Origin of the sequence: Mesonia aquimarina (genome assembly GCF_003667275.1) — a bacterium.
In the GTDB taxonomy this organism is placed as follows: Bacteria; Bacteroidota; Bacteroidia; order Flavobacteriales; family Flavobacteriaceae; genus Mesonia; species Mesonia aquimarina.
The window spans coordinates 500,875-519,175 of the sequence record NZ_RCNV01000001.1 but is presented as its reverse complement, the minus strand read 5'-3'; the positions used below and the strand labels follow the sequence as shown (position 1 = coordinate 519,175).

Genomic DNA, 18,301 nt, shown 5'->3' with positions numbered 1-18,301 from the left:
TGTTAAACCCAGCTTATCGAAGTTTTACTATTTAATTAACGCATCAGCTTTATCAAATAAATTCAACTGATTAGAATAGGTGTTTCTAAATTTACTCGCCGAATTTTGAAGAATTAAACTTTTAATTGAAGCCGCCGATAAATCTCTTTTTTCATAATCGCTAGAATTACAAACCATAAAATAGCGCGCTCTGTTTAAAGCGACGCCAATTTTTTTAAGGTGTTCCCAATTAAGATTTCTATATTTTCTGGCGCCTAAAATTTTATAAACCGATTTCATACCTAATCCAGGAATTCTCGCTAACATCTCTTTTTCTGCTTTATTTACATCCACAGGAAATAAATGTAAATTTCGTAGCGCCCAACTCAATTTCGGATCAATATCGCTATCTAAATTCGGGTGCTCTTTATTCAGTAATTCTTCAATAGAAAATCCGTAAAAACGCATTAGCCAATCGGTTTGGTACAGTCTGTTTTCGCGTAACATTGGTACTTCTGTTTCGATAGAAGGCAAACGCGGATCGTAACTTATAGGAATATAACCTGAATAATAAACGCGCTTCATTTGGTATTTTTTATAAAAATATGCCGCGGTGTACATAATTTGCGCATCGGTTTCTTGTGTGGCGCCGACAATCATTTGCGTGCTTTGTCCCGCCGGAGCAAATTTTGGCGTGCTTTTTATCAATTTTTTTTCAGCCTTATATTTTATAATTTCATTTTTTACTTTTTTCATCGGTTGTAAAAAATCCTTTCGCTCTTTATCGGGTGCTAATAATTTGAGTCCTTCTTTTGTGGGAATTTCTATATTTACCGAAAGCCGATCGGCATATAAACCTGCTTCGTGCATTAACTCATCACTCGCTCCGGGAATAGATTTTAAATGAATATAACCGTTAAAATTTTCTTCTAGGCGTAATTTTTTAGCTACTTCCACCAAGCGTTCCATTGTAGCATCGGGACTTTTAAAAATTCCTGAACTTAAAAAAAGCCCTTCAATATAATTTCTTCGGTAAAAATTAATCGTTAAATCAACTACTTCTTGCACTTTAAATGCCGCGCGTTTTATGTCATTACTTTTTCGGGTTACGCAATACGCACAATCGAAAATGCAATGGTTGGTCAATAAAATTTTTAGTAACGAAATACAGCGCCCATCTTCGGTATAACTATGGCAAATTCCCATTCCGCTGGAATCTCCCAAACCTTTTGTGGTATTTTGACGTTTGCTTCCGCTGCTAGAGCAAGAAACATCATATTTAGCAGCATCGGCAAGAATAGTAAGTTTTTCTTTTATTCGATCAAAATTCATATCTTCATTTTGGAATTTATACGAAATTACGGATTAATTCCTTTTAAATGGATTTATTCCTAAAATTATTTCGGAAATATTCCGTTAAAATGTATATTTGGGATATGGAAACAGCTATTGAAATAAAACGATTTAAAGAAGTTCGGGAGGAAAATCAGTTTACACAAGCTGAATTTGCTGAAAAATTAGGTATAAAAAGTTCAACTGCAGATATTGAACGCGGCAGAACAAAACTTGCCGGAACAGTCGTCATGGAACTTTTGAAACAATTTAGCATTAACCCAATGTGGTTGTTTGGGCAAAGTCATCAAAAACATTTAAATATTCATCAAGTAGATACGATGCCAAAAGTGATTACGGTAAATTCTGAAGAAGATGAAAATATTATGATGGTAAATCAACGTGCAGCAGCAGGATACCCGCATAATATTCAAGATGTAGAGTGGTATAAACAATTGCCTGCTTTCGACTTTCCGTTACCCCAATACAGAAATGCAACCTATCGTGGTTTTCAAGTAGAAGGTGATAGTATGTTGCCTAATTTACGTCCGGACGATTGGGTTTTGGCAAAAGCGATCCCGAGTTTAGCGGAAGCTACCGATCATAAAATTTATGTAATAGTAATGTACGATACGGTTGTGGTAAAAAAGCTACATAAATTAATTGAGCCTTCAAAAATTAGATTAGTTTCTTTAAATGAAGAATATGCGCCATTTGAAGTTAAAGTTTCAAATATTCAGGAAATTTGGCAAGTTACTAGTAAGCTAACATTTAGTTTAGACGCCAATTCTGAAAATAGTATGCTAAAACAATTGCAACAATCTATGGATGAATTGAAAGCGCAACTGAGCTCTATTAAAAGGTAGAAACTCGTTTTGTATTGTATAAAACGAGTTTTTTAAAGCTAAACAAGTAGGTTTTAATGTATTTCTATATATCATCAAAACTTACATCGGTAAAATCTCCTGTAGAATCAGAATTACTTTCACCGTTTTCTGAAACAGTTTCGTATTCTTTTTTGAAATTTTTCTGATGACGTTCACTAATTACTTCTTCGCCTTTTTCTTCGACAATGTAATCTGTCATTTCTTTTAAGATTTCTTCAAAACCAGCAAAATCTTCTTTATAAAGGTAAATTTTGTGTTTTTTGTAGTAGAAAGAACCATCTTCGTTGGTAAATTTTTTACTTTCCGTAATGGTTAGGTAGTAGTCATCTGCTTTTGTGGCTCTTACATCAAAGAAATATGTACGCCTTCCGGCTCTTAATACTTTAGAAAATATTTCTTCTCGCTGCATCGTTCCTTTATCGCTCATAGTCGAAAGTTATTAATGTTTTGTTTTACTTCTTCAAAAATCTTAAAAAAATTAACATCTGCCAAAAAAAATCAACTTTCTTTTTCGCTTAATTGTTTTAAATAGAGTTCTTGATAGTATCCTGCTGAATTTGTAAGTTGATTATGAGTGCCTTGTTGAATTATTTTTCCGTCTTCTAATACAATAATTTTATCAGCATTTTTGGCCGAAGAAACTCGGTGACTTACAATAATGGTTGTTTTATCCTTAGAAATTTTATGGAGGTTATTTAAAATTTCTTCTTCTGTTTCAGTGTCAACCGCAGAAAGACAATCATCAAAAAGCAAAATATTAGGATCTTGAATTATTGCACGAGCAATAGAAACCCGTTGTTTTTGTCCGCCGGAAAGCGTGATGCCACGTTCGCCTAAAACAGTATCATAGCCTTTGCTAAATGCAGCTATATTTTTATGAACGGCTGCATTTTTAGCAGCTTCCATTACTTCTTTATCGCTAGCATCGGCCTTACCGAATTTAATATTGTTTTTTATAGAATCGCTAAACAAGAAGGCATCTTGCGGAACATAACCAATATTTTTTCTAAGCTGTTTGAGGTTGAACTCAGTTATAGGTTGCTCATCAATAAATAAGGTTCCTTGAGAAACATCGTATAAACGACCAATGAGTTCTAATATTGATGATTTACCGGAACCTGTTTTTCCTACTATAGCCAGTGTTTCTCCCGGATTCACTTCAAATGAAATATTTTTTAAAGCAGTAATATTTGTATCATCATAAGTGAAACTGACATTTTTAAAACTAATTTTGCCTTTTACAGGAGTATTATTATGGGTATTATTTTTAATCTCTGGTTCTTCCTTTAAAAATTCGTTGATTCTTTTTTGGGAAGCTTCCGCACGCTGAACCATATCTGCAACCCAACCTACGGTAGCCACTGGCCAAGTAAGCATATTTACATAGAGCAGAAATTCTACAATGGTTCCTACATTTTCTATTTCACCATCAATAAAGCGTTTTCCGCCAATATAAATCACCAAAATATTACTCAATCCGATTAATAAAACCATTAATGGAAAAAAGAAAGCTTGCACTTTTACCAAGTCGATGTTTTTTTCTTTGCTGGTATTAGAAAGCTGGACAAAATCTTTATTGATTTGTTGCTCTAAGCCATAACTTTTAATTACAGAAATTCCGCTGAAACTTTCTTGTGTAAAGGTGCTTAGTTTAGAAAGATATTGCTGAACAATAGTACTTCGCTGATTTATAGCTCTGCTGAGTTTGTATATAGCAAAAGATAAAAATGGTAATGGAGCAACCGTGTATAGCGTAAGTAATGGAGCTTTACTAATCATATAAGCTAAAACCACAACAAAAAGGGTAACGGTTTGTACGCTATACATTAAAGCCGGACCGGCATACATTCTTACTTTAGAAACGTCCTCGCTGATTCGGTTCATTAAATCTCCGGTTCTATTTTTTTTATAGAAGTTTAAAGATAGGTTTTGGTATTGCTCAAATACTTCATTTTTAAGATCAAATTCTATGTAGCGTGACACTACAATAAAAGTTTGTCGCATTAAAAAAGTTAAGAAACCCGATAAAAATGCAGCTCCTAAAATGAGAAGAATATTCTTTATTAATTCGGATTTCACCACCGATATGCTGGTGACTTCTTCATTGATATATTCTTCAATTACATTGGTAGAGTCACCGATAAACTGCGGAACATACAGCGCAAAAATTCGGGCGGCAACCGTAATAATGAGTCCGATAAAAAGTCGGCCTTTGTATTTTAAAAAATATTTATTGAGGTGTTTTAATTCTTTCATAATGGGCGTTGACCTAATAATAATTGATAAATTCTCATTTTAACATCAATAAATAGAAGAATATTTGAAATATTCATTAATTTTGTGCTTAATTTTGAGAAAAACTTAATCACTAAATAAACAGCTTATGACTGCTGAAATTTTAAAAGCAAATGAACTAAAAAAAGCTGCTCCGGTTTTCGGGCAACTTTCATTTGACGACCACGAACAAGTGGTTTTTTGCAACGACAAAGATACAGGTTTAAAAGCAATTATCGGGATACATAATACAGTTTTAGGTCCGGCTTTAGGCGGAACACGTATGTGGAATTACCAGAGTGAATGGGAAGCACTGAACGATGTATTGCGTTTATCACGCGGGATGACCTTTAAAAGTGCCGTTACAGGACTTAATTTAGGAGGTGGAAAAGCAGTGATTATAGGTGATGCAAAAACACAAAAAACACCCGAATTAATGAGAAGATTTGGGAAATTTGTAGATTCACTTAGCGGAAAATACATTACAGCAGAAGATGTTGGTATGGAGACATCAGATATGGATACCGTTCGTGAAGTAACAAAACACGTAAGCGGTATTTCAGAAAGTAAAGGAGGTTCAGGAAATCCATCACCCGTAACAGCATATGGTGTTTATATGGGAATGAAAGCAGCTTCTAAATTTAAATTCGGATCAGATAACCTAGCCGGAAAAAAAGTAATCGTTCAAGGAATTGGTCACGTTGGTGAAACCTTAGTAAAGTATATTACTGAAGAAGGTGGAAATGTAATCATTAGTGATATAAATCAAGAACGTTTAGAAGAAGTAAGTAAAACTTACGGTGCTACTATTTATGAGGGGAGCGATCTTTATTCAGAAGATGTAGATATTTATGCACCTTGTGCATTAGGGGCAACTGTAAACGACGAAACAATTGGTCGTCTTAGAGCAAAAGTTATTGCCGGTGCAGCAAATAACCAATTAGCGCAAGAGGTAACTCACGGTGAATTATTGAAACAAAAAGGAATTGTTTACGCGCCTGATTTCTTAATTAATGCAGGAGGTATTATAAACGTATACGCAGAAATTGAAGGTTACGATAAAGCTGAAACAATGCGTAAAACAGAAAATATTTACAATACCACGCTAGAAATTTTAACCGAAGCCGAGCAAGCAGAAATTACAACACACCAAGCTGCGTTAAAAATTGCCCAAGATAGAATTGATGCTCGTAAAAAAGAAAATCAATAAGCGGTTAATATTCCGTAAATAAAATTATATTTTTGCAGGGCGAAAGAAATTTCGCCCTTTATTTTTTTAAAAACGTTCTTTTAAAATAAGCTATGTTAACAAGAAGACATATTCGGGTAAAAGTAATGCAGAGCCTTTATGCATTTGAGCAATCTAAAAATGAAAACCTGCAAGCAGAAGAAAAATTTCTACAAAAAAGTATGGAAGAGATGTATAATCTTTTTCTATTGAACTTATCTTTATTTGTAGAAGTAAAAAACAAAGCACAAGATTTTATAGAAAAATCTCAGCAAAAAATTCTAGCCACAGAAGAGGATAAAAATCCGAATTTAAAATTTGTAGAAAATAAAGTCTTTGCACTCATCGAGCAAAACGATCAATTAAATGAATTGCTTGAAGATCGAAAGTTAAATCATTGGAGAAGAGACGACGAATATGTTCAAATTATTTGGAGAGAAATTCAAGAAAGTACTAGTTATAAAAATTACCTAGAAACACGAACTTCTACTTTTAAAGAAGATAAAGATTTTATTATCGATATTTTTAAAAATATCATAGCTCCAAATGAAAAGTTATACGATTATTTAGAAGATAAAAAACTTACCTGGTTAGACGATTTACCCATCGTAAATACGACACTTTTAAAATTATTTAAAAAAATAAAAGCTACAGACGAAAAATTAAAATTACCACGTTTATACAAAAATATAGAAGATAAAGAGTTTGCTTTTGATTTGTTGAAGAAAACCTTGCTAAATCAGGAACAATACGAGCAGGATATTACGGGGAAAACTCCTAATTGGGATAAGGACAGAATAGCCGAAATTGACGCTGTTTTATTAAGAATGGCTGTTGCAGAGTTTCTTTATTTCTCTTCTATTCCTGTAAAAGTTACCATCAATGAATACTTGGAAGTTGCAAAAGAATACAGTACACCAAAAAGTAGTATTTTTATTAATGGAATTCTTGATAAACTTTCCAAAGAGTATAAAGAGCAAGAAAAATTGAATAAAATTGGACGAGGATTAATGTAATAACGCAAAATTTCTTATTTTTAGCGTTTGAAAATTAATTACAAACAATTAAAACCGTAAAAATGAAAAAAGGATTATTAATGTTAGCTGCTGTTGCGGCAATGGTATTTACTTCTTGTAAAGAAAACGCTTCAGAAAAAGTGAAAGAAGAAAATGCAAAAGAAGTAGCAGAGCGTGATGCAAAATCAGAAGAATTTGCAGCAATGACGTTTAACGAAGAAATGCATGATTTCGGTACTATTCAAGAAGGAGATGTAGTAGAGCATGTTTTCTCATTTACAAACACAGGAGATGCTCCATTAGTTATTACAAATGCAAAAGGTAGCTGTGGATGTACAGTTCCGTCTTGGCCAAGAGGAGAAGAAATTGCTCCAGGTGAAAAAGGAGAAATGACTGTAAAGTTTAACTCTAAAGGAAAACCTAATAACCAAATGAAGACTGTAAGAATTACAGCTAACACTGAGTCTGGACAAGAGATGATTAAAATTAAAGCATTTGTTCAGCCTAAAGGTCAAGCTGCTTCAGGAAATCCAGTAAAGTAATTTATGAGTACAGATGGAATAATGAGTTTGTTGCCTTTTCTGGGCTTATTCATCGTGTTTTATTTTTTTATGATAAGACCACAAATGAAAAAGCAAAAAGATGAAAAGAAATTTGCGGCAGACTTAAAAAAAGGAGATAAGGTTATTACCAAAAGTGGAATGCACGGTAAAATTATTGATTTTAGTGAAAAATTAAATTCAGTAATTATAGAAACCGGAGCAGGGAAAATTACTTTTGATAAATCTTCCATATCAATGGAGATGAGTAAACAACTGAACGCTCCCAAAAAAGAAGAGAAAAAATAGTAACTTATTTTTTCAATTATATAAAAAAGGATCTCAATGTTGAGGTCCTTTTTTATTTCCGGTATTTATCATGCAATCCTTTTCCAGCTTCTATTAAAGGAATAATTTTCTCTAATCTTTTTTGCTTGGTTTTTTCTTGTTTAGCTTCCTTTATATAAGTAGCAAACTCACGTTGTTTTCCTTTGGTGAATTTTTTGAAAGCAAGTTCAGTCTCTTTATTTTTCTTTAATACTGTGACTAATTCCTCAGGAAGTTGGAGTGGTTTATTACTTGTTTTTTTTATTTCCTTTCCTGCTAATTGTAACTGAATGGCTTCTTCAATGTATTTTTTTAGAACAGTTAGATCAGGTTTTTCTTCTTTATGAAATTTAATCTGCCTAAGCGCTTTTGTTTTTCCTTCTTGAGCGTTTATTAATAAATCGGTATTTTCTTTTAAAAGCGCTCCGTTAAAAAACCATATTGCATAATGATTTTTGAAGGTACCTAAACCAATTACATTTTTCTTATTGACTGTATAAGTAGGTATTCCCCATTTTATAGTTTCTTCAAGCTGTTTAAATGAAGTTAATAATGTTCTTAATTGAGAAAGTTCATTTTTGAAATGGGAATGTTTCTCTATAAAATCTTCAACTTTTTTTGTAGCCATAATTTTTTGTGAAAATATATAAAATTATGATATAATTCATACTGTTAAAAATTTAACTATTAAGTTTATAGGTTGTTTATATATAATAGTTATATTGCTGAAAATCTATATACCAATGAAAAAATTTTACTTAGCTCTTTTCTTTATTTTAGGAACTATTGTTTCTTACGCACAAGGCGCTCCATTTATTACTACTTGGGAGAATACACCAAGTCAACTTAATGGTTTTACAGTTGAATTCATAACTTCTCCAGGTTATGATTATGATTTTTCTATTGATTTTGGTGATGGAACAATTGTTAACAATGTTACAGATAACATTTTTCATACATATGCCACATCAGGCACTTACACGGTAAGTATATCTGGGGATTTTCCAGTATTTAATATACCCTTATCTGATGATCTTGAATTAAAAAGTATTGAACAGTGAGGAGATATTCAATGGGAATCAATGGAAAGAGTATTCTGGGGTTGTTCCAATATGGTTCTTAATGCGACAGATACTCCTGATTTAAGTCAAGTAAGTAGTATGAAGCTCATGTTTTATCAGTGTAGTAATTTTAATGGTACTATTAATAGTTGGGATGTTTCCAATGTAACTAATATGAGTTCGATGTTTCATAACGCAATTTCCTTTGATCAACCCCTTAATAATTGGGATGTATCAAATGTTATAAATATGCAAGCTATGTTTTGGCTTGCAGAGTCCTTTGATCAACCCCTTAATGATTGGGATGTTTCCAATGTAGATAGTATGATTTATATGTTTAATGAAGCAGATTCATTTAATCAACCTCTTGATACTTGGGATATATCTAATGTTACAGATATGCATGGTATGTTTTATAAGGCAACGAGTTTTAATCAAGATTTATCGAGTTGGAGTTTTAACGCTGAAGTAAATTTTTATGATGATAGTTTTTATCAAACAGGTTTTATAGAAGACAGTGGATTGGATATTTATAACTACGACAACTTATTGGAACGATTTGAAGAAATAGGTTTGGTAAATAAAACATTGGTAGCCGATAATTAGGAATATTGTAACGAAGGTGTTAGAAATGAATTGATAAATAATCGAGGCTGGTCTATAACTGGAGATAACATTTCTGAAGATTGCGCGTTTAATTATATTTATGGAAATGTTCATTACGATGAAAATAATGATGGTTGTAGCGATGATGATATGTCTGCTGAAGGATTCCTTATAAATGCCAATGATGAAACTTATGACATTGGATCATTTAGTCTATCCGATGGACATTACAACTTAAACTTATTGGAGGGTAATTATACCATTGAATTAATCAACTTACCAGAATACTTTACAGTAACTCCAGAAACTACGACATTTAACTTCACAGGTTCAGGCAGTCAAGAACAAGTAGATTTCTGCATCACCGCTAACCAAGCTATTGAAGATTTAAATATTACATTACTACCTATCAGCGAAGCCCGACCTGGTTTTGAAGCAAATTATCAACTGGTGGTCAATAATTTAGGGACACAAACAGTGACTGATGCCGAAGTGAATTTGACTTTTGATGATGAAATGCAATCATTTATAAGTGCAAGCCAAAATTTATCATCATCAACTGATAGTGAATTGAATTTTGAGTTAACAGATTTGCCACCGTTTGGAACACAAACCATCGATTTAACAATGCAAACCTTTGAACCGCCCACGGTAAATGGAGGAGATGAGTTGAATTTTATTACTACTGTAACACCTGAGGAAAATGAATACACTCCAGAGGATAATGCATTTAATTTTGAACAAGAAGTTGTAAATGCTTTTGATCCGAATGATAAGCAAGTATTACAGGGTGAAGAGATATTTTTAGAGGAAGTTGATGAATATTTAGTTTATATTATCCGTTTTCAAAATACAGGCTCTGCAAGTGCTATAAATGTACGATTAGAAGATGATCTTGATGCAAAATTAGATTGGAGTACAATACAAATGCTAAGCTCAAGTGATGGTTATCGTGTGGAGATAACCGACGGAAATCACGTTGAGTTCTTTTTTGATGATATCAATCTTCCTTATGAAGGTGAAGATGAGCCAGGAAGTCATGGTTTTGTAGCTTATAAAATAAAACCAAAAGCTAATGTGGAAGTAGGAGATGTTATAAGTGGCAATGCAAGTATTTACTTTGATTATAACGAACCAATTATTACCAACACTGTTTCTACTGAAATTATAGAACCATTAGAGGTTAAAAAGTATGATTTAAAAGATAGTGTTTCTTTATATCCAAACCCTGCACAAAGTGTACTGAATATTAAAACAGTTTCATCTGTAGAAGTTGAGCAAGTGGATATTTTTAATATTCAAGGACAAGAAATATTATCTATAAAAAAGAATTTAAAATCCATTAACCTTGAAAACTTAAGTGAAGGAATGTATATTCTTCAAGTTAAAACTAATCAAGGAAATTTAAATCAACAATTGATTAAAGAGTAATTGTGGTTTTACCTGGATAGTGCTTCACGAGATAATATAGAAATTGTATGTATGATGACTGTTTTTTGCTTAAAGTTGAGGATCTATAATATATTCATATGGTTTGTTTTGTTGAGCTTATGTCTTATAATAAACTTGACGAATAAATGAATAGTTGTTTTGTTTAAAATTTAATGTTTAGGTTATATTTTTAATATATAATTAAAAATTATATTAAATTTGAGGTAAATTCAATTATTTATGTTGAAAAAAATCGTATTTTTTTTAATTATTTTTATTATTTTCTCTTGTTCTTCTGACGATGATGGAAGTTATGAACCGATAGAAAATCCACCAGATAATAATGGAGAAGAAGTTTCTTTTGAAATAGATAAGGTTCCTTATACAACATTATCTGAATATAATTTTTACGAAGAAAACATAGCAAATCTTAAACCTATAGATAGAGTTGTACCTTATGAGTTAATTTCTCCGCTTTTTACAGATTATGCAAAAAAGAAGAGATTTGTTTGGATGCCAGAAGATGTTTCAGCTACTTATAATTCAAGTGATAAAGTTTTAGATTTTCCAAATAGTACTATTTTAATTAAAAATTTTTATTACAACAATGTACAACCAAACCATCAAAAAAGGATTGTAGAAACACGCCTCATGTTTAAAAAAGATAATGTTTGGGAGTTTGCAAATTACATATGGAATAATCAACAAACAGAGGCATATTTAGATTTAAGCGGTAGTACAACTTTAGTAGAATGGACAGATGAAAATAACAATAATCGTTCTGTTAATTACAGGATTCCTTCTGCTACAGAGTGTATGGTTTGTCATAAATCTAATGAAAAACCAATTCCAATAGGTCTCAAGCCGCATAACTTAAATAAAACATTTACTTATCCTACAGGAGAGAAAAATCAATTACAACAATTAGTAGATGTTGGATACTTAAATAGTTATCCAGGGCAAATAGAAACCGTTGTAGATTGGGAAAATGAATCAGGAAGCTTAAAGAATCGAGTTAGATCTTATTTAGATATAAATTGCGCACATTGTCATTCAGAAGGAGCACATTGTGATTATCGTCCGCTTAAATTAGCATATAGTGAAACTATAGATGATATTAATTTAGGTGTTTGTGTTGAGCCAGATCAATATGTTGCAAGTGGCCTGCCTTATATTGTAGCAGCTGGAAAACATGAAAGATCCATGATGTTTTATAGAATGAATGCAACAGATGAAGCTGTGAAAATGCCATTGTTAGGCAGAACAGTAGTTCATCAAGAAAGCGTTGATTTACTTTCGGAATGGATAGATAATATCAATCAAAACTGTCCTTAATATATTACTTAAAACTTTAGTTATGAAAAAAACTACTATATTATTTTTTTTTCTTTTGCTGTTTTCATCTGTTTTTTCTCAAGATAATTGTGAAAATGCTGAAATAGTAAATGCAGGAATTTATTCTTTTAACGAAATTAACGGTAGCCAATCAGCACCATCAAATTGTATTGGAGAATATGAAAATGGAGATGCAGCCGAATGGTTTAAGTATGAAGCTTCTCAAGATTATACGTTAACAATTACCACAGATTTGCCTGAAAACTCTGAAGGAGATACCCGTTTTCATGTATATACAGGTACTTGCTCTGATTTGACTTGTTATGGAGGAGATGATGATTCTGGGTCGGGATATTTGTCTGTAGAGACAATAAATGTTTTTCAAGGAGAAACATATTATATTGTTTTTGATAATAACTGGAATGACGACGGATTTTTATTTGAGATTATTGAAAACGAATATATAGAACCTCTTCTAAGCTTTACAACACAACCTGTAACTCCAGAGCCTAATGGTAATACATTGGGAGCAGTAGATATGAATAATGATTATTTGGACGATATTATATCTATTGAGCTTAATAATTTAAATGTTCTTTATCAGCAAGCTGATGGTAGTTTTGTAGAGAATAATATTCCTACAGGAAATGCCACTAATAACCCTACGTGGAGTATGGCTATTGCAGATTATGACGCAAATGGATATAATGATTTAGTCTACGGTGGCTCCAATGGGGTTACTTTTATGAAGGCAAATTCAGACGGAACCAGTTATCAGGAAATTGCAGGAGATGAATACGTTTTCTCACAGAGAACTAATTTTATAGATATTAATAATGATGGCTATTTGGATGCTTTTGTATGCCATGATATAGCTCCTAATGTCTATTATTTGAATGATGGAAATGGAAATTTCACATTTAATCAAGGAGGTATAGGAGACTCTCCTACAGGAGGTAATTACGGATCTATTTGGACAGATTATGATAATGACGGAGATGTAGATGTGTTTATTGCAAAATGTAGAGGAGGAGATGCAGATATAAAAATAAATCAACTTCATCGTAATAATGGAGATGGTACTTTTACGGAAGTAGGAACAGAAAGTGGTCTCGCAGATCCTGTTCAAACTTGGTCTTCTGCCTGGGCAGACTTTAATAATGATGGTTTTATGGATGTTTTTGTAGGAGCAAGTTCCTTTGCAGATGGAGAACATAAGCTTATGCAAAATAATGGTGACGGAACCTTTACGGATATTACGGCAGGATCTGGGTTTGAAAATATAGTATCTACAGGGATTGAAAATGTAGCATATGATTTTAATAATGATGGTTATGTAGATGTCTTAGGAATGGGAGGAGAAATAATGATTAATAATGGAGACTTAACATTTACTTCTTCGGGTAATTTTATTTTAAATGGCCCTGTGGGAGATTTCAATAATGATGGATTTTTAGATATAATTAACAATGACCAAATACATTACAATGCAGGTAATGATAATAATTGGGTTAAAATAGGCTTGACAGGGGTAGAGAGTAATATTAATGGGATTGGAGCTAGAATTGAAATTTCGAGTGATTTAGGAACTCAAATAAGAGACGTTAAAAGTGGAGTAGGATTTAAGTATATGAATACCTTAAATGAATATTTTGGTTTAGGTGAAGATACATCAATTAATGAAGTTGTGGTATATTGGCCATCAGGAATAATAGATGAAATTAATAATTCTGATATTAATTCTACTCTAATTATAGAAGAAGGAGAAAGTTTAGCTGTGGCAAATTTTTCTTATAAAAATATATCTATATACCCCAATCCTACAGAAGATTACATCAATATAGAAAGTAAATTTGAAATTTTCAATGAAAAATTTGAAGTTTTTTCAATACAAGGTAAAATTGTAATCAGTGGAGAAATTTCTTCATCAAAAAAAATAGATGTAAATCATTTGTCTAGCGGAACGTACTTTTTTAAGTTATATTCTAAAGGCAAAACTTTTCAAAGAAAGTTTATTAAGAAATAAAAAAGAGGCCGTTTTTCTAGACGGCCTCTTTCTTGCTTTACTATAATTTTAAAAATTAATCTTGATATTTTTTAGCCGTAAGCTCTGCAATTTTTACAATTACTTCAGTAGCTTTTATCATACTTTCTACCGGAACATATTCATAACGCCCGTGAAAATTATGACCGCCCGCAAAAATGTTTGGGCAAGGTAAACCCATATACGAAAGTTGCGAGCCATCGGTGCCACCACGAATTGGTTTAATATATGGTTTTACATCTACCGCTTTCATAGCTTCTTCGGCAATGTCTACAATATGTATTACGGGTTCAACTTTTTCGCGCATATTAAAGTATTGGTCTTTTATTTCAATTTCAATTACTTCTTTATCGTGCTGACCATTAATTTCTGCTGCTAAATCAAGCATTACTTTTTTGCGTGCTTCAAAATGTTCTTTGTCGTGATCGCGAATAATGTAATGCATATTGGTTTCTTCAACTTTTCCTTCAATTTGGGTAAGGTGGAAAAAACCTTGTCGGTCTTCGGTATGTTCTGGCGTTTCTAAACGCGGTAACGAATTGATAAAATCTTGCGCGATATACATGCTGTTTACCATTTTTCCTTTGGCGTAACCGGGATGTACAATTTTTCCGTGTACTTTAATATCGGCAGATGCGGCATTAAAATTTTCGTATTCTAGTTCGCCAATTTGACTTCCATCCATCGTATATGCCCATTCTGCTCCAAATTTTTCTACGTCAAACTTGTGAGCACCGCGTCCAATTTCTTCATCGGGTGTAAAGCAAATTTTTATAGGACCGTGTTTAATTTCGGGATGTTGCATTAAATATTCTGCTGCGGAAACAATTTCGGTAATTCCGGCTTTGTCATCTGCTCCTAACAAGGTTGTTCCGTCTGTAGTAATTAGGGTTTGCCCTTTGTATTGCAATAAATCTTCAAAATAATCTGGAGAAAGCACAATGTTTTTTTCTTTATTTAAAACAATATCTTTTCCATCATATTTTTCAACGATTTGCGGATTAATATTTTTCCCGGTGAAATCTGGAGAAGTGTCAAAATGCGAAACAAAACCAATTGCAGGAACATCGTGATCTACGTTTGAAGGAATAGTAGCCATAACATAAGCGTGCTTGTCTATGCTAACATCAGCCAAGCCTAATTGTTTTAATTCTTCGGCTAGTTTGTTGGCTAAATCCCACTGTTTTTCGGTACTTGGTGTACTTTCACTTTTCGGATCACTTTCGGTATCAATAGTAACATAACTTGTAAACCTATTGATGATATGTTTTTTATCGATCATTTTTTTTAATTTTTTTCAAAAATACGGATAAGAAAAGCAGTTGCAAAGTCTTTCTGATTATAGTAGTAGGTTTTTTTATTTTAAAGTATTTTTGCCAAAACTAAATTGGCATGTACAAATCTCTTATCCGTAAGGTTCTTTTTAAATTTGATCCGGAAAAAGTTCATTATTTTACGTTTTCATTTCTTCAAAAAGCGATAAAAACTCCCGGAGTTTTAACTGTTTTGAAACAAAAATATCAGGTAGAAGACAAAAAGTTGGAGAGAGAAGTATTCGGATTAAAATTTAAAAACCCCGTTGGTTTGGCAGCCGGTTTTGATAAAGATGCAAAACTCTACAAAGAACTTTCTGCGTTAGGTTTTGGCTTTGTTGAAATAGGAACCTTAACACCAAAAGCGCAACCCGGAAATCCTAAAAAGAGATTATTCCGCTTAAAAGAAGATGAAGCGATTATTAACCGGATGGGATTTAATAATGGTGGAGTAGAAGCGGCTGTTGAGCGCTTAAAGAAAAATAACGAAGAGGTTTTAATCGGTGGAAATATTGGTAAAAATAAAGTTACGCCAAACGAAAAAGCTGTAGAAGATTACAAAATTTGTTTTGAAGCTTTATTTCCCTACGTTGATTATTTTGTGGTAAATGTGAGTTCACCAAACACACCAAATTTACGTGCACTCCAAGATAAAAAACCACTGACTGAATTATTGCAAACTTTGCAAGATTTAAACACGGAAAAGAAAAAAGCAAAACCAATTCTTCTAAAAATCGCTCCCGATTTAACCGATGAACAATTATTAGATATTATCGAGATTGTAAATGAAACCAACATTGCCGGGGTTATTGCAACCAATACAACAATTTCTCGTGAAGGTTTACAGTCTGAAAATAAAGAAGAAACCGGAGGGTTAAGCGGAAAACCTTTAACCAAACGTTCTACAGAAGTGATTCGTTTTTTAGCTGAAAATAGTAACCATGCATTTCCGATTATTGGTGTTGGCGGAATTCATTCAGCCGAAGATGCATTAGAAAAATTAGAAGCTGGCGCTAGTTTAGTGCAATTGTATACAGGTTTTATTTATGAAGGTCCAAAATTGATTAAAGAAATTAATCAGGCTATTTTGGATCAATAATTTTGAATATAGAAATTTTAATATCATTTAGTTTTGCGGTTTTTGCTTTGGCAATTTCTCCGGGACCCGACAATATTTTTGTGTTGGTACAAAGTATTCGTTTTGGTAAAAAACCGGCCTTAGCAGTAGTTGCCGGTTTAATGACAGGTTGTTTAATTCATACTTCTTTAATTGCATTCGGGGTTTCGTTATTGATTGTAAAAAATGAAATACTTTTTACCGTCTTAAAAATTTTTGGAGCGGGTTACTTATTATTCTTAGCTTATAAAGTTTTTAAATCTTCTGGTTCAATTGAATTTGAAGCTAAAAATTTACGAGCAAGACCTATTGCAAAATTATTTCGGCAAGGTTTTATCATGAATGTGTTAAACCCGAAGGTGTCCTTATTTTTTTTAGCACTTTTTCCAGGGTTTTTATTTGCTGAAAATTTATCTGAAACGATTCAGTTTTTCATTTTAGGCGGACTTTTTATTTTAGTTTCCTTTATAGTTTTTGGAAGCATCGCATTATTAGCAGGATCTTTAAAAAGCTATATTGAAAAACATCCAAAATCAGGATTGTTTTTAAAATGGTTACAAATTGTCGTTTTTATTGGGATTGCAGTTTTTATATTGGTTTAAAAAGCTTTTACCGCACCATATTCTTTTTTATCTTTGAAATCTATGAGTGAGCCAATAAAACTTATCGAGTGTCCGCGTGATGCCATGCAGGGAATCAAAGATTTTATTCCGACAGAAAAAAAAGTACAATACATCCAGTCCTTACTTCGCTGTGGTTTTGATACCATAGATTTCGGGAGTTTTGTTTCGCCTAAAGCCATTCCGCAAATGGCAGATACAAAAGAAGTTTTAGCGCAATTAGATCTAAGCAAAACTTCCAGTAAATTATTGGCAATCGTAGCAAATTTACGAGGAGCTCAAGATGCTGTACAGCATCCCGAAATTGATTATTTAGGCTATCCATTTTCTATTTCGGAAAACTTTCAGATGCGAAACACGCATAAAACAATAGCACAGTCGGTTGACTTATTGAAAGACATTTTAGAAATTGCCGAAAAATACAACAAAAAAGTTGTTGCTTATTTATCGATGGGATTTGGAAATCCTTATGGCGATCCTTGGAATGTAGAAATTGTAGGCGAGTGGACCGAGAAACTTTCGGCAATGGGCGTGAAAATTTTATCACTTTCAGACACTGTAGGAACTTCAGACCCTGAGACGATTACGTATTTATTTTCTAATTTAATTCCCGCATATCCCGAAATTGAATTCGGCGCACATTTGCATACTACACCGTCGAGTTGGCATGAAAAAATTGATGCTGCTTACAAAGCCGGTTGTACACGTTATGATGGTGCTATACAAGGTTTTGGTGGTTGCCCAATGGCAAAAGATGAACTAACCGGTAATATGCCGACAGAAAAAATGGTTTCTTACTTTAATTCAGCAAAAGTCAGCTCACCTATTAAAATGGGCAGTTTTGAATCTTCTTATAATGAAGCTTCAAAAATATTTAATCAATATCATTAATTACGCAACTTCTTGTGGAGCCCAGTGAGAGCATAACATTCCCGGTGCGGCTTTTTTTGGATTTGCACAAGTTGGGTTCATAAAACGAGAACAGGTTACACAATTGGGATCATCTTTTAATTTTGCACGCATTGAAAAACTGTCGCAAGTATGTTGCATGCCCACTGTGGTATCGTGTAATGTACAAAAGTGATCTTTATATTTTTTACAATTTACACAGCTGTTTCCTAATCGAATACTCATAGCTTTAAATTTTTAAGATTACACTTAAAGATAAGAAGGAACAAACTACGATTCAATT

The 18,301-nt window shown here is 32.7% G+C and carries 19 protein-coding genes; 13 read left to right on the top strand and 6 right to left on the bottom strand.

The annotated features are described in order from the left end of the window. Window positions 1–27: 27 nt before the first annotated feature. Window positions 28–1,311, bottom strand: a complete 1,284-nt coding sequence (locus D9R05_RS02555) for a putative DNA modification/repair radical SAM protein (RefSeq protein WP_121665638.1) — start codon at window positions 1,309–1,311, stop codon at window positions 28–30. A gap of 104 nt (window positions 1,312–1,415) precedes the next feature. Here D9R05_RS02555 and D9R05_RS02550 point away from each other — a divergent pair, with 104 nt between their 5' ends. Beyond that, window positions 1,416–2,177 carry an XRE family transcriptional regulator gene (locus D9R05_RS02550; protein ID WP_121665637.1) on the top strand — a complete coding sequence of 254 codons (762 nt, stop codon included), beginning with the start codon at window positions 1,416–1,418 and terminating at the stop codon, window positions 2,175–2,177. 64 nt (window positions 2,178–2,241) lie between these two features. Here the strand turns inward: D9R05_RS02550 and D9R05_RS02545 are convergent, their stop codons facing one another. Together D9R05_RS02545 and D9R05_RS02540 are read right to left on the bottom strand one after the other, a co-directional pair. Then, the gene (locus tag D9R05_RS02545) at window positions 2,242–2,625 is read right to left on the bottom strand and encodes a PUR family DNA/RNA-binding protein (protein WP_121665636.1); all 384 of its coding nucleotides are present in this window, start codon (window positions 2,623–2,625) and stop codon (window positions 2,242–2,244) included. A gap of 71 nt (window positions 2,626–2,696) precedes the next feature. Next, window positions 2,697–4,454: an ABC transporter ATP-binding protein gene (locus tag D9R05_RS02540; RefSeq protein ID WP_121665635.1), complete on the bottom strand. Its 1,758-nt coding sequence runs from the start codon at window positions 4,452–4,454 to the stop codon at window positions 2,697–2,699. 127 nt (window positions 4,455–4,581) lie between these two features. On the opposite strand from D9R05_RS02540, the gene D9R05_RS02535 reads away from it, so the two are divergent. The 4 genes from D9R05_RS02535 (at window position 4,582) to yajC (ending at window position 7,564) form a co-directional block, all read left to right on the top strand. Next, on the top strand, window positions 4,582–5,682 hold the full coding sequence (locus D9R05_RS02535; protein WP_121665634.1) for a Glu/Leu/Phe/Val family dehydrogenase: 1,101 nt from the start codon (window positions 4,582–4,584) through the stop codon (window positions 5,680–5,682). Window positions 5,683–5,774: 92 nt separating this feature from the next. Next, window positions 5,775–6,716: a transcription antitermination factor NusB gene (gene nusB / locus D9R05_RS02530; RefSeq protein WP_121665633.1), complete on the top strand. Its 942-nt coding sequence runs from the start codon at window positions 5,775–5,777 to the stop codon at window positions 6,714–6,716. 62 nt (window positions 6,717–6,778) lie between these two features. Then, window positions 6,779–7,258, top strand: coding sequence for a DUF1573 domain-containing protein (locus D9R05_RS02525; RefSeq protein ID WP_121665632.1), 480 nt, complete (start codon window positions 6,779–6,781; stop codon window positions 7,256–7,258). A gap of 3 nt (window positions 7,259–7,261) precedes the next feature. Then, entirely contained in the window at window positions 7,262–7,564 is a 303-nt protein-coding gene (gene yajC, locus D9R05_RS02520) for a preprotein translocase subunit YajC (RefSeq protein WP_162984876.1), read from the top strand. A gap of 52 nt (window positions 7,565–7,616) precedes the next feature. Here yajC and D9R05_RS02515 read toward each other — a convergent pair whose 3' ends face one another. After that, window positions 7,617–8,210 (bottom strand): YdeI/OmpD-associated family protein, encoded by a 594-nt coding sequence (locus D9R05_RS02515; protein WP_121665631.1) that lies wholly within the window; start codon window positions 8,208–8,210, stop codon window positions 7,617–7,619. 94 nt (window positions 8,211–8,304) lie between these two features. Here D9R05_RS02515 and D9R05_RS02510 point away from each other — a divergent pair, with 94 nt between their 5' ends. The 5 genes from D9R05_RS02510 to D9R05_RS02490 all read left to right on the top strand — a co-directional run bounded on the left by D9R05_RS02510 (window position 8,305) and on the right by D9R05_RS02490 (window position 14,041). Further along, window positions 8,305–8,643 (top strand): PKD domain-containing protein, encoded by a 339-nt coding sequence (locus D9R05_RS02510; protein WP_162984875.1) that lies wholly within the window; start codon window positions 8,305–8,307, stop codon window positions 8,641–8,643. Between the two features lie 21 nt (window positions 8,644–8,664). Next, a complete protein-coding gene (locus tag D9R05_RS02505; protein ID WP_121665629.1) occupies window positions 8,665–9,249 on the top strand; it encodes a BspA family leucine-rich repeat surface protein in 585 nt (194 codons plus the stop codon). 30 nt (window positions 9,250–9,279) lie between these two features. Next, window positions 9,280–10,680: a T9SS type A sorting domain-containing protein gene (locus D9R05_RS02500; protein WP_121665628.1), complete on the top strand. Its 1,401-nt coding sequence runs from the start codon at window positions 9,280–9,282 to the stop codon at window positions 10,678–10,680. 240 nt (window positions 10,681–10,920) lie between these two features. Continuing rightward, window positions 10,921–12,015 (top strand): hypothetical protein, encoded by a 1,095-nt coding sequence (locus D9R05_RS02495; RefSeq protein WP_121665627.1) that lies wholly within the window; start codon window positions 10,921–10,923, stop codon window positions 12,013–12,015. Window positions 12,016–12,037: 22 nt separating this feature from the next. Beyond that, on the top strand, window positions 12,038–14,041 hold the full coding sequence (locus tag D9R05_RS02490) for an FG-GAP-like repeat-containing protein (protein ID WP_121665626.1): 2,004 nt from the start codon (window positions 12,038–12,040) through the stop codon (window positions 14,039–14,041). Window positions 14,042–14,096: 55 nt separating this feature from the next. Here the strand turns inward: D9R05_RS02490 and pepT are convergent, their stop codons facing one another. Then, window positions 14,097–15,341 carry a peptidase T gene (gene pepT / locus D9R05_RS02485; protein ID WP_121665625.1) on the bottom strand — a complete coding sequence of 415 codons (1,245 nt, stop codon included), beginning with the start codon at window positions 15,339–15,341 and terminating at the stop codon, window positions 14,097–14,099. 110 nt (window positions 15,342–15,451) lie between these two features. On the opposite strand from pepT, the gene D9R05_RS02480 reads away from it, so the two are divergent. Genes D9R05_RS02480 through D9R05_RS02470 form a run of 3 tightly spaced genes read left to right on the top strand, consistent with a single transcriptional unit; the run spans window position 15,452 to window position 18,000 of the window. After that, window positions 15,452–16,471, top strand: a complete 1,020-nt coding sequence (locus D9R05_RS02480) for a quinone-dependent dihydroorotate dehydrogenase (RefSeq protein WP_121665624.1) — start codon at window positions 15,452–15,454, stop codon at window positions 16,469–16,471. A gap of 2 nt (window positions 16,472–16,473) precedes the next feature. Then, window positions 16,474–17,091, top strand: coding sequence for a LysE family translocator (locus D9R05_RS02475; protein WP_121665623.1), 618 nt, complete (start codon window positions 16,474–16,476; stop codon window positions 17,089–17,091). A 42-nt stretch (window positions 17,092–17,133) separates the two neighbouring features. Then, window positions 17,134–18,000: a hydroxymethylglutaryl-CoA lyase gene (locus D9R05_RS02470; RefSeq protein WP_121665830.1), complete on the top strand. Its 867-nt coding sequence runs from the start codon at window positions 17,134–17,136 to the stop codon at window positions 17,998–18,000. Here D9R05_RS02470 and D9R05_RS02465 read toward each other — a convergent pair whose 3' ends face one another. Next, window positions 18,001–18,243, bottom strand: coding sequence for a hypothetical protein (locus tag D9R05_RS02465; RefSeq protein WP_121665622.1), 243 nt, complete (start codon window positions 18,241–18,243; stop codon window positions 18,001–18,003). Between the last annotated feature and the right edge of the window lie 58 nt (window positions 18,244–18,301).